Here is a 13,991-nt window from a genome sequence, read left to right as displayed (position 1 = left end):
GTGATTAGAACTTAATGTGCAGCTTCTGGCTTGTGCTTTTGCGCACTCTGGAAACCATAGGTCAGCTCATTTTTCTCTTTATCCAATTCAACGGTTACCTGCCCCCCATCCACAAGCGAACCGAACAGCAGTTCGTTGGCCAATGGTTTTTTCAGGTTGTCCTGAACAACACGCGTCATCGGACGTGCGCCCATCGCGCGGTCATAGCCTTTCTCAGCCAGCCAGTTACGTGCTTCCTGGCTTACTTCCAGTGAGACGCCTTTCTGATCCAGCTGTACCTGCAACTCGACAATAAACTTATCAACAACCTGATGAATCACCTCGGTAGAGAGATGGTCGAACCAGATAATGTTGTCGAGACGGTTACGGAATTCCGGCGTAAACACTTTTTTGATTTCGCCCATCGCATCAGTACTGTTGTCCTGATGAATAAGCCCAATCGATTTACGCTCGGTCTCACGTACCCCGGCGTTGGTGGTCATGACCAGCACCACGTTACGGAAGTCCGCCTTACGGCCATTATTGTCGGTCAGCGTACCGTTATCCATCACCTGCAGCAGCAGGTTAAAGACATCCGGGTGCGCTTTTTCGATTTCATCCAACAGCAGGACCGCATGCGGGTGTTTAATGACCGCGTCGGTCAGCAAACCGCCCTGGTCATAACCGACGTATCCCGGAGGCGCACCAATCAGACGACTGACGGTGTGACGTTCCATATACTCAGACATATCAAAACGCAGCAGCTCAATGCCGAGCGCTTTGGACAGCTGTACCGTGACTTCGGTCTTACCAACGCCAGTCGGTCCGGCAAACAGGAATGAACCGACAGGTTTATGCTCATGTCCGAGACCGGCACGGCTCATTTTGATCGCTTCAGTCAGCGCCTCAATGGCTTTATCCTGTCCGAATACCAGCATTTTCAGACGGTTACCCAGATTTTTCAGCGTATCACGATCGCTCTGCGACACGCTCTTCTCCGGGATACGCGCGATGCGGGCCACCACGGACTCAATATCGGCTACGTTAACGGTTTTCTTGCGTTTGCTGACCGGTAACAGACGCGCACGCGCGCCCGCTTCATCGATCACGTCAATGGCTTTATCCGGCAGATGACGATCGTTGATGTATTTCACCGCCAGTTCGACCGCGGCACGTACCGCTTTAGCGGTGTAGCGAACGTCATGGTGCGCTTCGTATTTCGGTTTCAGACCGTTGATGATCTGCACGGTCTCTTCTACCGACGGCTCAGTGATATCAATTTTCTGGAAACGGCGCGCTAACGCACGGTCCTTCTCAAAAATATTGCTGAATTCCTGATAGGTTGTGGAACCTATTACACGGATTTTACCGCTGGAGAGCAGAGGCTTGATTAAGTTAGCCGCATCCACCTGGCCGCCCGAAGCCGCACCCGCACCGATAATGGTGTGGATCTCATCAATAAACAGGATGCTGTTGGTATCCTGTTCCAGCTGTTTCAACAGCGCCTTAAAGCGTTTTTCAAAATCGCCGCGGTATTTGGTGCCCGCCAGCAGCGACCCGATATCCAGAGAGTAAAGGGTGCAGTCCGCCATGACTTCCGGCACGTCGCCCTGGACAATGCGCCAGGCAAGACCTTCGGCAATCGCGGTTTTACCGACGCCAGATTCCCCCACCAACAGCGGGTTGTTTTTTCTGCGACGGCACAGTACCTGAATGGCGCGCTCCAGCTCTTTGTCCCGGCCAATGAGCGGATCAATCCCGCCCACACGGGCAAGCTGGTTAAGGTTAGTCGTGAAGTTCTCCATACGGTCCTCCCCGCCAGCTTGCTCTTCGTTATTTGGCTGATTCCCGGAGTCAGAAGACTGACTTGGTTCGTCTTTGCGCGTGCCATGAGAAATAAAATTCACCACGTCCAGACGACTCACTTCATGCTTACGCAGCAGATAGGCCGCCTGAGATTCCTGCTCGCTAAAGATAGCTACCAGAACATTTGCGCCGGTAACTTCATTGCGCCCGGAGGACTGAACATGGAAGACCGCACGTTGCAGTACACGCTGAAAACTCAACGTTGGCTGCGTGTCGCGCTCTTCTTCACTGGCAGGCAATACGGGTGTGGTTTGTTCAATGAAGGCTTCGAGTTCCTGACGGAGCGCCACCAGATCCACAGAACACGCTTCCAGCGCTTCGCGGGCCGATGGGTTACTGAGCAACGCCAGTAACAAGTGCTCGACGGTCATAAACTCATGTCGGTGCTCGCGCGCTCTGGCGAAAGCCATGTTTAAACTGAGTTCCAGTTCTTGATTGAGCATAGGCACCTCCCCCAATATTTATGCCTGCATTCAGGCTTTTTCCAGCGTACACAGCAACGGATGCTCGTTCTCCCTCGCATATTTGTTCACCATCGATACTTTGGTTTCAGCCACTTCGGCAGTAAACACGCCGCAAATAGCTTTACCTTGATAGTGAACTGCAAGCATCAGTTGCGTTGCACGTTCTACATCATAAGAAAAGAATTTTTGTAACACGTCAATAACAAACTCCATCGGAGTGTAATCATCATTGATTAATATCACTTTATACATAGATGGCGGTTTTAGCGCGTCGCGCAATTTGTCTTCCGCCAGCAGATCGAAATCCAGCCAGTCGTTCGTCTTACTCATTGTCAGTCGTCATCTTCAGTTACGGTTTCCGGCAGAAAATGTTGCCGCTGACAAGCAGCCTATGCACACACTCAATCTACCTCAAGTATTAGATAACTATCATCTATTAGTGTCATCCGCGACATCTGTCACAGAACCGACAATAGCGTTAGCTGCTTCAAATTTTGATGCATTTTTACCCTATTCCATCCGTCTGACGCTTGACGCCCCGCCTGATTTCTCTAAATTGTAGTTTCGAGAGTTGGCGAGGTTTTGAACAGCCCCCACTCCGCAACCGGTTCATTCCATCTTACTTATATAAGATCTACGAAGGATGTCGAAGTATGGAAACGGGTACTGTTAAGTGGTTCAACAACGCCAAAGGGTTTGGTTTCATCTGCCCCGAAGGCGGCGGCGAAGACATTTTCGCCCATTACTCCACCATTCAGATGGATGGTTACAGAACGCTAAAAGCCGGACAGTCTGTCCAGTTTGATGTCCACCAGGGGCCAAAAGGCAACCATGCCAGTGTCATCGTGCCTGTCATTGAAGCAGAAGCCGTCGCATAACCCTTCTGTCTCATTGTGTACATCCCGCAGTCAAAATGCCAGCCCTTGCGGCTGGCATTTTTATCTCGACAGTATTATTCCCGCGCCAGCGCATCTACCGGATCAAGCCGGGCCGCATTACGCGCCGGTAACCAGCCAAACAAAATTCCGGTAGCGGTTGAGCACAGGAATGCCGTGAGCAGCGCAACGGGTGAGAAGCCAATTTCCCAGCCGGGCAGGAATAACTGTAGCGTAAAGGCGATCAGCATCGACAACGTGATGCCCAACGCGCCGCCAACCAAACATACCAGCACCGCTTCAATGAGGAACTGTTGCAGCACATCACTGGCGCGCGCGCCAACCGCCATACGAATGCCAATCTCGCGCGTTCGTTCGGTTACCGAAACCAGCATAATATTCATCACGCCGATTCCACCTACCACCAGCGAAATGACCGCCACCAGCGTCAGGAAGAGTTGTAATGTACGTGTGGTCTTTTCGGCGGTTTTCAAGACGCCGTCCATATTCCAGGTAAAGAAATCTTTCTTCCCATGGCGTAACGACAACAGGCGGGTAAGCTGCTGTTCAGCCTGAGCGCTATCAAAACCGTCCTTCACCCGCACGGTGATTGAGTTCAGCCACGATTGCCCCATAATTCGCCCGGACATGGTGCTGTAAGGCAGCCAGACCCGCAGGATCTTACTACTGCCGAACATCGACTGTTTCTCCTCTGCAACGCCAATCACCGTAGCAGGCATATTTCCCACCAAAATGACTTCGCCCACCACCTTCGCTTTATTGGGGAACAACTGACGTCGGGTATTACTGTCGAGCACCACCACCTGCGCCCGCCCGGCCAGCTGCTCAGCGTTAAAGGTGGTCCCTTCGCTAAACGTCATGCCATAGACATTGAAATAGTCGCCGCTAACGCCGTTCGCACTGGCAGCCACGTCAATATTACCGTAGCGTAGCCGCAGGTTCTTCGACACCGCAGGCGTCACCGAACTTACCCAGGGCTGTTTCTGCAGCGCGGTTAAATCGTCATATTTCAGCGCCTGTTGATACTGCGGATCGTCATCGCCGAAATCTTTGCCGGGATAGATATCAATGGTATTGGTACCGATAGCGCGAATGTCTGCCAGCACCAGCTGTTTTGCCGCATCCCCCACCACCACAATCGAAACCACCGAAGCAATACCGATGATGATCCCTAGCATGGTCAGCAGCGTACGCATCTTATTCGCAGCCATTGCCAGCCAGGCCATGGTGAGCGCTTCGCGAAAACCACTGATAAACTGACTCCAGCCCGACACTGTTTTCACTGTCGGCACGGAGATTTCGCGTCCGCCAGGAGATTTGTGCGGCGGCGGGTTGCGTACAATCTCTCCGTCGCGAATTTCAATTACGCGTTCGGCCTGCGCGGCCACCTGCGGGTCGTGCGTAACGATAATCACCGTATGTCCGCGATCGCGAAGCTGATGCAAAATCGCCATCACCTCTTCGCCAGAATGGCTATCCAACGCCCCGGTGGGTTCGTCGGCAAGAATCACCTGCCCACCGTTCATCAACGCACGCGCAATGCTGACCCGCTGCTGCTGGCCACCGGAAAGCTGGGATGGCTGATAATCAACCCTGTCGCCCAGCCCCAGCCGCTGGAGTAATTCCTGCGCACGAGCCAGACGTTGCTTACGTTCTGTCCCGGCATAGACCGCTGGCACCTCAACGTTTTGCGCGGCGGTCAAATGCGACAGCAAATGATAACGCTGGAAGATAAAACCAAAATGCTCGCGTCGCAGTTGCGCTAACGCATCGCTATTGAGGGTGGAGACATCGCGCCCGGCCACCCGATACGTGCCGCTGGTAGGCTTATCGAGACAGCCGAGAATGTTCATCAGCGTCGATTTACCCGAACCAGACGCGCCGACAATCGCCACCATTTCACCGGCCTGAATGCTCAAGGAAACGTCCTTTAACACCTCGAGCTGCCCTTCGCCTGACGGGTAACTACGGCGGATATTGCTCAGCTCAAGCAATGCCGTCATTTCGCCGCTCCAGAATTGCCCTCGCCGGTAATGACTTCATCTCCCTCTTCCAGCCCTTTCACAATCTCCACATCGGTGTCATTGCGCGCGCCGATCACCACCTCACGCTCGCGGGTTTCACCGTTACGCAGCAGCCTGACGTTATAGCGATTATTGCCAATAGGATCGCCCAGCGCCGACAGCGGGATGGTCAGGACATTTTTGACATCCGTGAGCTGAATATGGACCTGTGCGGTCATATCCAGACGCAGGATCCCTTTCGGGTTAGGCACTTCAAAGCGGGCATAGTAGAAAATCGCGTCATTCACTTTTTCCGGCGTCGGCAGGACATCTTTCAGCGTACCTTCGTAGCGCGTCTGCGGATCGCCGAGGACAGTGAACCAGGCTTTTTGTCCGGGATGCAAGTGAATAACATCCGCCTCGGAAACCTGCGCTTTCACCAGCATTGTACTCATGTCTGCTAACGTCAGAATGTTAGGTGCCTGCTGGGCGGCAATAACGGTTTGTCCTTGCAGGGTGGTTATTTGCGTAACCTCACCCGCCATTGGCGCTACAATGCGCGTGTAATCAAGGTTGGTCCTGGCTGTATCAAGAGAGGCTTGATTACGCTTAATCTGTGCATCAATGGTGCCAATTTGCGCCTGTTTTACCGCCATCTCGGTAGCCGCGGTATCGAGATCCTGTTGTGAAACCGCCTGGGTTTTCGCCAACTGCTGCTGACGGGAAAGCGTCACTCGCGCCAGCTTCCACTCGGCTTCAGCCTGTAAACGCTGGGCGCGTAATTCCATCAGCGTCGCTTCAACCTCTTTGATCTGGTTTTGCGCCTGTTCAGGATCGATAACGCCAAGCAGTTGATCTTTTTTTACTTTATCGCCAATCGCGACCGACAGCGTTTTTAACTGCCCACTGACCTGCGCCCCGACGTCAACTTTACGCAGCGCATCCAGTTTTCCGGTAGCCAGTACACTCTGCTGGAGATCGCCGGGACGAACAATTAACGTTTGATACTGAGGTAAAGGCGCATTAAGCGTACGCCATAGCGCAATTATCGCCACAATAAGGATGATGGCGAAGATAAAATAGCGTTTTTTGATTTTTCCCTTGAGCTTCATAAATGTCCCAATTTCCCCCAATACGTCCATCAGAGTGGAGTGTTAAACATCAACGTTAAATAAATAGCCGTTGAAAAGCGCAAGAATAACAGAGTTATTGATGAATGGTTAAGTTCCACTGTGCTGAAATTAATGCCAGGGTATCAATCGGATTTATATTATGAGTCAACTAACTGAAAGCGCTTTTCTTTCTACCAAACCCATCACCAGCCTTGGTCTTTTTTACAGCCTGAGCCGCGGTCAGTTACGACCTGCACAGTGTTGGGATAAACGGAGCTTTCGGCGTAAGTTTATCTGGCGTTCATTACTGATACCTCGCCTTACCCGGGAATGGATGACTGAACTGGCGCAGTGGCCGGAGCTTGAAAACGTCCTCGCCCGTCAACCCCGGCTACCCGTTCGTCTGCATCGTCCTTACCTTGCCGCCAACTTCGATCGTAGAATGCGATTAGATGCGGTGCGTTTTCATTACCATGTTATCCGCAATGCATTCTTACCTGGTGAATTTAACGCCTTATTAAGTCATGACGGCTTACAGTTGGCGCAAATTGAAGGCAAAGATAACGAGATATTTACCGTGACCATGATGATGTTTCCGGTACTCGATAAAGAGGGTGAAAGTACCATTCTGGTGCGAAATGGCGAGGGTGACGAACTGACTAAAATGACATTTACGTTCTGCGAATATAATGGGAAAAGTACATTATTTATTGGCGGCATGCAGGGCAATTCACAACTTCCGCACGAAGCAACACAAAAAGCGACCAAATCCTGCCACGGAATATTCCCCAAACGCCTTGTTATGGAAGCTATTTGTCGTTTGGCAGAACAATTGAATATCGAAAAGGTAATGGCTGTCAGTAATGAACAGCATATCTTTCGCAGTCCGCGTTACCACGATCAAAACAAAGTGATTCTTTCCGACTACAACGCATTTTGGGCGTCGCTTGGCGGCGAGTGCGACAGCCGCGGGTACTATCATATTCCGCGTGCGCTGGCTCGAAAAAGCGAAGCGGAGATTGCCAGTAAAAAACGCGCAGAATACCGCCGTCGCTATCAGCTACTGGACAGCATCCACGCGCAGCTGTCGTCAATGTTTCGCCACTAATCCGCTCTGCCGCGTGCCAGCCACAGTACGCGGGAAAACATTTTACGCAGCAAAGTAGGGACGGCGTCTACGCCACGCCGCCCTGCTTCCATCGCCACCTCGATCGCCAGATCCGGTTTTGACGACCGATGAATCGCCTTGGAAATAATTTTGCGCATATTCATTGGCACGTTTTCCGGGATCTGCGCAACGCGATGAAAGACATCGGCGAACCCCTGGCGATACATAAAGTGTTCCATATCCAGCGCGGGGAGCATGGTTAAATGATCGCGCTCCTCCTCTCGGTCGTTATTCAATAAACCGCGCACCGTGGCGGCATACTTTTTCCCGGCTTCATCGCCATCGACCAGCACGTGCCATTCAATTCCCATCCGGCGGGCAAACTTAACCAGTGGTTTGAGACCTGACTGAGCAAATTCAATGACTTTAATACCTTCCGCATCAAAGTGATGTCCGCACTGGCGGGCCAGCTCGTTAATGACCCAGGTTTCCGTTTCGCCTTCCACCAGCAGCCAGCAGCGGGCAAACAGCGAAGATGCACGATTGAAACGAATATGGAAAGCGATACGCCGACCGTCCTCCGCGCTGATCCCACCCGGTCCCAGCCGCCAGGCGGCTACCCGGGATGATTCACGTACCAGACGGACAACATGTTCCACCGGCGTGAGAGACAGCAACTCACCGGAGTTGGTGGTCGCCACCCGCTGGAGAGGAAGTAGATTCAGCAAGTGCCAGGCAACCGACAACATGATGGGATGTAAACGCGTTTCCGGGTCTTCTATCAGCAATAAAGGCCGGGCATCTTTATCAAGCCTTAACGTGCCTTTGGCCTGCAACAGCGTCGAGAACAGTCCCAACAGAATAACGCGATGCGTTCGTCCGCCGGGCTTATCAATCATGCGGTTAATGATATCCAGATAGCGCCAGCTACGTTGTTCGTTATTGGAGCGGCGACGCATCAGGCGATAGCGGGACTGACCAGAACCCTGCTCAGAAAAATAGTGCTCCAATAGCTGCACCATGGCCGACAGCCCCTGACGAATCTGCCCATCAGTGAGGTTTTGTGGTCGGGTAGCCAGTTCACGCGCCAGAAAATCCAGCTGGCGGGCGGTCACTTCAACATCCGCCGAATCCGGCACCGTACCGTTACGAATGCGCCGCATAAAACGCGCGTCACGCAGACGCAACACAGGCATCAGGCGCACGAGATGACGCGCCAGATCGTTAATGTCGTCGAGCTCTAACGGATGACCATCGCCATCAAGAAAACTACGTAGCGTCAGGACAGTCCCGTCATCCGCACACTCGCCCTCCAGACGATAGAATATACGGTGATAACTATCGTTACACGGCGTCCAGCAGGCTTCCAGAGGACGGTACCGACGAACCCGATGACGACCCGGTTGAGATTCTCGAAACGTCAGGATAATGTGCAAATGATGTTCCCGGCCCTGTATATCCCCCGGCGGGAACCAAAAATCCTCACGGTCAAAATGGTACAAATCAGACTCCGGCGACAGCAGCAAGGTTAAAGCATCCAGCAGACTGGACTTACCCCACGCGTTCTCCCCAATCAGCACGTTACTCTGCTCAAGCATCAACGACAGGCGGTTAATACCACGAAATCCAACAATCTCAACGCGTTCGAGAATCATATAGCCTCCGGAAATGCTAACTTTTTCCTTCAAGTTATCAGGAGTATAACGTTAACCGGGCGCTCAGAGCACCCGATATCATCAGGAGGTTAATCGCAGAAACCAAAAAAATTAAGAATATTCTTCTTATGTTTCCCTGTGATTATAATTTCTAAGCTCAATCATCATTTTTAGCTAATTGAACTATGCTTCATTCATCGAATATTCAAAAAGGAATCACGACATATTGCCTTAAATCAAATTTTTTCATCAATTTAACTGGCGAAGGGATGATGTTTTTTTCTAAAATACCCGCTCTTTCATCATCGTCCCTTTAAGCGATGAATTACCGGGCAAGCAACACAAACCCGGAACTTTTAATTGAGGTGGTTATGTTCAGGAAATTAGCAGCCGAATTCTTCGGTACGTTTTGGCTCGTCTTTGGTGGGTGCGGTAGCGCAGTACTGGCCGCAGCATTCCCGGAATTGGGAATTGGATTTGCCGGTGTCGCATTGGCATTTGGTCTGACCGTATTAACTATGGCCTATGCCGTAGGCCATATTTCAGGTGGACATTTTAACCCGGCAGTGACCTTCGGTTTATGGGCTGGCGGTCGCTTCCCGGCGAAAGACGTTATTGGATATGTTATTGCGCAGGTTGTGGGCGGTATTGTTGCAGCAGCGGCTCTGTATCTTATTGCCAGCGGTAAAGCAGGTTTTGATGCAACCGCCAGCGGTTTTGCCTCGAACGGCTTTGGTGATCATTCACCAGGCGGTTATTCCATGCTTTCTGCTGTTGTAATTGAAATTATTCTTACCGCTGGCTTCTTATTAGTGATCCACGGCGCGACCGACAAACATGCTCCGGCAGGTTTTGCACCTATTGCGATTGGTCTGGCGTTAACATTAATCCACTTGATCAGCATTCCAGTCACTAATACCTCAGTAAACCCGGCACGTAGTACTGCAGTTGCCATCTTCCAGGGCGGCTGGGCATTGCAACAATTGTGGTTCTTCTGGGTTATGCCGATTATCGGTGGGGTTCTCGGCGGTCTTATTTACCGCACTCTGCTGGAAAAACGCGATTAATCGATAACAAAAAGGCCTGGCGAAAGTCAGGTCTTTTTTTTCTCTCTATATTTCCTTTTATTTGCAACTTTACTCCCCTCTTTGCATTGAGTAGTGTGTGCTGGCGCATTTCGTCTTACATCTCAGCAAGGATCGGGCTTTCATGTTTTCAGGGCTGTTAATCATTCTGGTTCCCCTTATTGTGGGCTACCTTATTCCACTTCGGCATATGGGCGCATTAAAACTCATCAATCGCCTGTTGAGTTGGATCGTCTACCTTATTCTCTTTTTTATGGGCATCAGCCTGGCGTTTCTGGATAATCTCGCCAGCAACCTGTTAGCCATACTTCATTATTCTGCTGTCAGCGTGGCGGTCATTTTGCTGTGTAATATCGCCGCGCTATTCTGGCTGGAGCGTTCACTGCCCTGGCGGCATAACCACCAGCAAGAGAAACTCCCGTCGCGAATCGCGATGGCGTTTGAGTCGCTCCAGCTTTGCGGGGTTGTTGTGGTGGGTTTCCTGCTGGGTCTCACCGGTCTTTCCTTTTTGCAGCACGCCACCGAAGCCAGCGAATATACATTAATCTTTTTACTGTTCCTGGTGGGGATTCAGCTTCGCAACAGCGGCATGACCCTCAAGCAAATCGTGTTGAATCGCCGGGGCATGATTGTGGCCGTCGTCGTCGTCGCCAGTTCGATGCTGGCGGGGGTTATCAATGCGTTGATCCTCGGCCTGCCGGTAAAAACCGCGCTGGCGATGGCGTCAGGTTTTGGCTGGTATTCGCTGTCCGGTATTCTGTTAACCGAGTCGTTCGGGCCGGTGATTGGGAGTGCCGCCTTTTTTAATGATCTGGCGCGTGAACTGATTGCCATTATGTTGATTCCCGGCATGGTGGGCCGCAGTCGCTCTACCGCGTTGGGGCTATGCGGGGCCACATCGATGGATTTCACCCTGCCAGTTTTACAACGCAGCGGCGGACTGGAAATGGTTCCGGCAGCCATCGTGCACGGTTTTATCCTGAGTCTGTTAGTCCCTCTGCTGATGGCATTTTTCTCCGCCTGACCCTCACTCAAATACCTCTCTGGCGGTAGTCAGCTACCGCCAAAATTGCGCTAAATCAATCTCCTTGCAAGTTGTAGCAGAAATCCCTTTTATCCCTGCGCGCACAGGCATAACCTTAAACATGTATATTAAATATAACTTTAAAAGGTGTGACCATGTTTTGTGTGCAATGTGAACAAACCATCCGTACTCCGGCAGGGAACGGCTGCTCTTACGCGCAGGGTATGTGCGGTAAAACGGCTGAAACCTCCGATTTGCAGGATCTGCTGATTGCTTCCCTACAAGGTCTGTCTGCATGGGCTGTTAAAGCGCGTGAATACGGCATCATCGACCATGAAATTGATAACTTCGCCCCGCGCGCGTTCTTCTCTACCCTGACCAACGTAAACTTCGACTCCCCGCGTATCGTCGGCTATGCCCGCGAAGCGATTGCCCTGCGAGAAGCGCTGAAAGCGCAATGTCTGAACATTGATGCGAACGCAGCGGTCGACAACCCGATGGCGGACCTGCAACTGGTCAGCGACGATCTGGGCGACCTGCAACGTCAGGCAGCGGAATTTACCCCGAACAAAGACAAAGCGACGATTGGCGAGAATATTCTCGGCCTGCGCCTGCTGTGCCTGTACGGTCTGAAAGGTGCGGCGGCCTATATGGAACACGCGCACGTTCTCGGCCAGTACGACAACGACATCTATGCTCAGTACCACAAAATCATGGCGTGGCTGGGAACCTGGCCTTCCGACATGAACGCTCTGCTGGAGTGTTCTATGGAAATCGGCCAGATGAACTTCAAAGTAATGAGCATCCTGGACGCCGGTGAAACCACCAAATACGGTCACCCGACGCCGACTCAGGTCAATGTTAAAGCAACCGTTGGTAAATGCATCCTGATCTCCGGTCACGACCTGAAAGATCTCTACAACCTGCTGGAGCAGACCGAAGGTACCGGCGTTAACGTCTATACCCACGGCGAAATGCTGCCAGCACACGGCTACCCGGAACTGCGCAAGTTCAAACATCTGATTGGTAACTACGGCAGCGGCTGGCAGAACCAGCAGGTTGAGTTCGCTCGCTTCCCAGGCCCAATCGTGATGACCTCTAACTGCATCATCGACCCAACAGTGGGTGCTTACGACGACCGTATCTGGACCCGTAGCATCGTCGGCTGGCCGGGCGTGAGCCACCTCGAAGGCGACAACTTCGGTCCGGTTATTGCTCAGGCGCAGCAGATGGCTGGCTTCCCGTACAGCGAAATCCCGCACCTGATCACCGTAGGTTTCGGTCGTCAGACGCTGCTGGGCGCTGCTGATACCTTAATCGACCTGGTCAGCCGTGAAAAACTGCGTCACATCTTCCTGGTCGGCGGCTGCGACGGCGCGCGCGGCGAACGTAACTACTTCACCGACTTCGCCACCAGCGTACCAGACGATTGCCTGATCCTGACCCTGGCGTGCGGTAAATACCGTTTCAACAAACTGGAGTTCGGCGATATCGAGGGTTTGCCGCGTCTGGTCGATGCCGGTCAGTGTAACGATGCTTACTCTGCCATCATCCTGGCGGTCACTCTGGCAGAGAAGCTGGGCTGCGGCGTAAACGATCTGCCGCTGTCTCTGGTGCTCTCCTGGTTTGAACAGAAAGCGATTGTGATTCTGCTGACCCTGCTGTCGCTGGGCGTGAAAAACATCGTCACTGGCCCGACGGCGCCTGGTTTCTTCACACCGGATCTGCTGGCTGTGCTCAACGAAAAATTCGGCCTGCGTTCCGTGACCACCGTTGAAGAAGACATGAAGCAGCTGCTGAGCGCGTAAGGAGTAAAGAATGACAATGCCAACTCATCAGTGCCCATGGCGGATGCAGGTGCATCACATCCATCAGGAAACGCCGGATGTATGGACAATTTCGTTGCTGTGCCACGACTATTATCCGTACCGCGCCGGGCAGTATGCACTGGTCAGCGTAGGTAATTCAGCGGAGACGCTGCGTGCTTACACCATTTCATCCACACCGGGAGTCAGCGAGTACATCACGCTGACTGTTCGCCGGATTGACGATGGTGCAGGCTCACAGTGGCTGACCCGCGACGTGAAGCGCGGCGACTATATCTGGCTGTCCGATGCCATGGGTGAATTTACCTGTGAAGATAAGGCGGAAGATAAGTTCCTGATGCTGGCTGCCGGTTGCGGCGTTACGCCAATCATGTCAATGCGTCGCTGGTTGGCAAAGTACCGCCCACAGGCCGATGTGCAGGTGATCTTTAACGTTCGTTCACCGCAAGATGTTATTTTTGCCGACGAATGGCGCGAATATCCGGTGACCTTAGTCGCTGAAAACAATGCCACCCACGGTTTTGTTTCTGGCCGACTGACGACCGATCTGCTGAAAAGCGTGCCGGATCTGGTCTCTCGTACCGTGATGACCTGCGGCCCGGCGCCGTATATGGATCTGGTCGAAAAAGAAGTCAAAGCGCTGGGCGTGACGCGCTTCTTTAAAGAGCAGTTCTTCACGCCGGTTGCCGAGGCCGCCACCAGCGGTCTGAAGTTCACCAAGCTGCAACCGGCAAAAGAGTTTTACGCGCCGGTGGGCAGTACGCTGCTGGAAGCGCTGGAAAGCAATAAAGTGCCGGTCGTTGCCGCATGTCGTGCGGGCGTTTGCGGCTGCTGCAAAACCAAAGTGGTTGACGGTAACTACACGGTCAGCAGCACCATGACGCTGACGGATGCAGAAATAGCCGAAGGCTATGTACTGGCCTGCTCCTGTCATCCGCAGGGCGATTTAGTACTCGCTTAACCTATAAAATAC

General features: G+C 52.5%; 11 protein-coding genes. 6 read left to right on the top strand and 5 right to left on the bottom strand.

Going from position 1 to position 13,991, the window contains the following annotated elements:
- Positions 1-11 precede the first annotated feature (11 nt).
- Together clpA and clpS are read right to left on the bottom strand one after the other, a co-directional pair.
- Positions 12-2,288 (bottom strand): ATP-dependent Clp protease ATP-binding subunit ClpA, encoded by a 2,277-nt coding sequence (clpA, locus tag FDX14_RS17085; protein ID WP_042307424.1) that lies wholly within the window; start codon positions 2,286-2,288, stop codon positions 12-14.
- A gap of 30 nt (positions 2,289-2,318) precedes the next feature.
- Complete coding sequence (gene clpS, locus FDX14_RS17080) at positions 2,319-2,639, bottom strand: ATP-dependent Clp protease adapter ClpS (RefSeq protein ID WP_042307420.1); 321 nt, start codon at positions 2,637-2,639, stop codon at positions 2,319-2,321.
- A gap of 323 nt (positions 2,640-2,962) precedes the next feature.
- Here clpS and cspD point away from each other — a divergent pair, with 323 nt between their 5' ends.
- Positions 2,963-3,187, top strand: coding sequence for a cold shock-like protein CspD (gene cspD, locus FDX14_RS17075; protein ID WP_003036813.1), 225 nt, complete (start codon positions 2,963-2,965; stop codon positions 3,185-3,187).
- Between the two features lie 74 nt (positions 3,188-3,261).
- Here cspD and macB read toward each other — a convergent pair whose 3' ends face one another.
- Positions 3,262-5,208 carry a macrolide ABC transporter ATP-binding protein/permease MacB gene (gene macB, locus FDX14_RS17070; RefSeq protein ID WP_137349924.1) on the bottom strand — a complete coding sequence of 649 codons (1,947 nt, stop codon included), beginning with the start codon at positions 5,206-5,208 and terminating at the stop codon, positions 3,262-3,264.
- Positions 5,205-6,320, bottom strand: coding sequence for a macrolide transporter subunit MacA (gene macA, locus FDX14_RS17065; RefSeq protein WP_137349923.1), 1,116 nt, complete (start codon positions 6,318-6,320; stop codon positions 5,205-5,207). Before macA ends, macB begins: the two co-directional genes overlap by 4 nt.
- 160 nt (positions 6,321-6,480) lie before the next feature.
- Between macA and FDX14_RS17060 the strand changes: the two genes are divergently transcribed.
- Positions 6,481-7,428 (top strand): VirK/YbjX family protein, encoded by a 948-nt coding sequence (locus FDX14_RS17060; RefSeq protein ID WP_137349922.1) that lies wholly within the window; start codon positions 6,481-6,483, stop codon positions 7,426-7,428.
- On the opposite strand, the gene FDX14_RS17055 is transcribed toward FDX14_RS17060, so the two are convergent.
- Positions 7,425-9,083 carry an ATP-dependent endonuclease gene (locus tag FDX14_RS17055; RefSeq protein WP_079223501.1) on the bottom strand — a complete coding sequence of 553 codons (1,659 nt, stop codon included), beginning with the start codon at positions 9,081-9,083 and terminating at the stop codon, positions 7,425-7,427. The genes FDX14_RS17060 and FDX14_RS17055 overlap by 4 nt on opposite strands.
- A gap of 371 nt (positions 9,084-9,454) precedes the next feature.
- On the opposite strand from FDX14_RS17055, the gene aqpZ reads away from it, so the two are divergent.
- The 4 genes from aqpZ to hcr all read left to right on the top strand — a co-directional run bounded on the left by aqpZ (position 9,455) and on the right by hcr (position 13,979).
- On the top strand, positions 9,455-10,150 hold the full coding sequence (gene aqpZ / locus FDX14_RS17050) for an aquaporin Z (RefSeq protein WP_042307410.1): 696 nt from the start codon (positions 9,455-9,457) through the stop codon (positions 10,148-10,150).
- Between the two features lie 142 nt (positions 10,151-10,292).
- Complete coding sequence (locus FDX14_RS17045) at positions 10,293-11,192, top strand: LysO family transporter (protein WP_137349920.1); 900 nt, start codon at positions 10,293-10,295, stop codon at positions 11,190-11,192.
- Between the two features lie 155 nt (positions 11,193-11,347).
- Positions 11,348-13,000: a hydroxylamine reductase gene (gene hcp, locus FDX14_RS17040; protein ID WP_042307407.1), complete on the top strand. Its 1,653-nt coding sequence runs from the start codon at positions 11,348-11,350 to the stop codon at positions 12,998-13,000.
- A 10-nt stretch (positions 13,001-13,010) separates the two neighbouring features.
- Positions 13,011-13,979 (top strand): NADH oxidoreductase, encoded by a 969-nt coding sequence (hcr, locus tag FDX14_RS17035; protein WP_137349919.1) that lies wholly within the window; start codon positions 13,011-13,013, stop codon positions 13,977-13,979.
- Positions 13,980-13,991: the final 12 nt, after the last annotated feature.

The sequence above is a fragment of the Citrobacter sp. wls710 genome (assembly GCF_005281115.1).
GTDB lineage: Bacteria > Pseudomonadota > Gammaproteobacteria > Enterobacterales > Enterobacteriaceae > Citrobacter > Citrobacter werkmanii.
This window is presented reverse-complemented; position numbering and strand designations above follow the sequence as displayed.

Coding starts and splice junctions, on each gene's coding strand:
- clpA (WP_042307424.1), bottom strand. CDS start 2,288: ATGCTCAATCAAGAACTGGAACTCAGTTTAAACATGGCTTTCGCCAGA.
- clpS (WP_042307420.1), bottom strand. CDS start 2,639: ATGAGTAAGACGAACGACTGGCTGGATTTCGATCTGCTGGCGGAAGAC.
- cspD (WP_003036813.1), top strand. CDS start 2,963: ATGGAAACGGGTACTGTTAAGTGGTTCAACAACGCCAAAGGGTTTGGT.
- macB (WP_137349924.1), bottom strand. CDS start 5,208: ATGACGGCATTGCTTGAGCTGAGCAATATCCGCCGTAGTTACCCGTCA.
- macA (WP_137349923.1), bottom strand. CDS start 6,320: ATGAAGCTCAAGGGAAAAATCAAAAAACGCTATTTTATCTTCGCCATC.
- FDX14_RS17060 (WP_137349922.1), top strand. CDS start 6,481: ATGAGTCAACTAACTGAAAGCGCTTTTCTTTCTACCAAACCCATCACC.
- FDX14_RS17055 (WP_079223501.1), bottom strand. CDS start 9,083: ATGATTCTCGAACGCGTTGAGATTGTTGGATTTCGTGGTATTAACCGC.
- aqpZ (WP_042307410.1), top strand. CDS start 9,455: ATGTTCAGGAAATTAGCAGCCGAATTCTTCGGTACGTTTTGGCTCGTC.
- FDX14_RS17045 (WP_137349920.1), top strand. CDS start 10,293: ATGTTTTCAGGGCTGTTAATCATTCTGGTTCCCCTTATTGTGGGCTAC.
- hcp (WP_042307407.1), top strand. CDS start 11,348: ATGTTTTGTGTGCAATGTGAACAAACCATCCGTACTCCGGCAGGGAAC.
- hcr (WP_137349919.1), top strand. CDS start 13,011: ATGACAATGCCAACTCATCAGTGCCCATGGCGGATGCAGGTGCATCAC.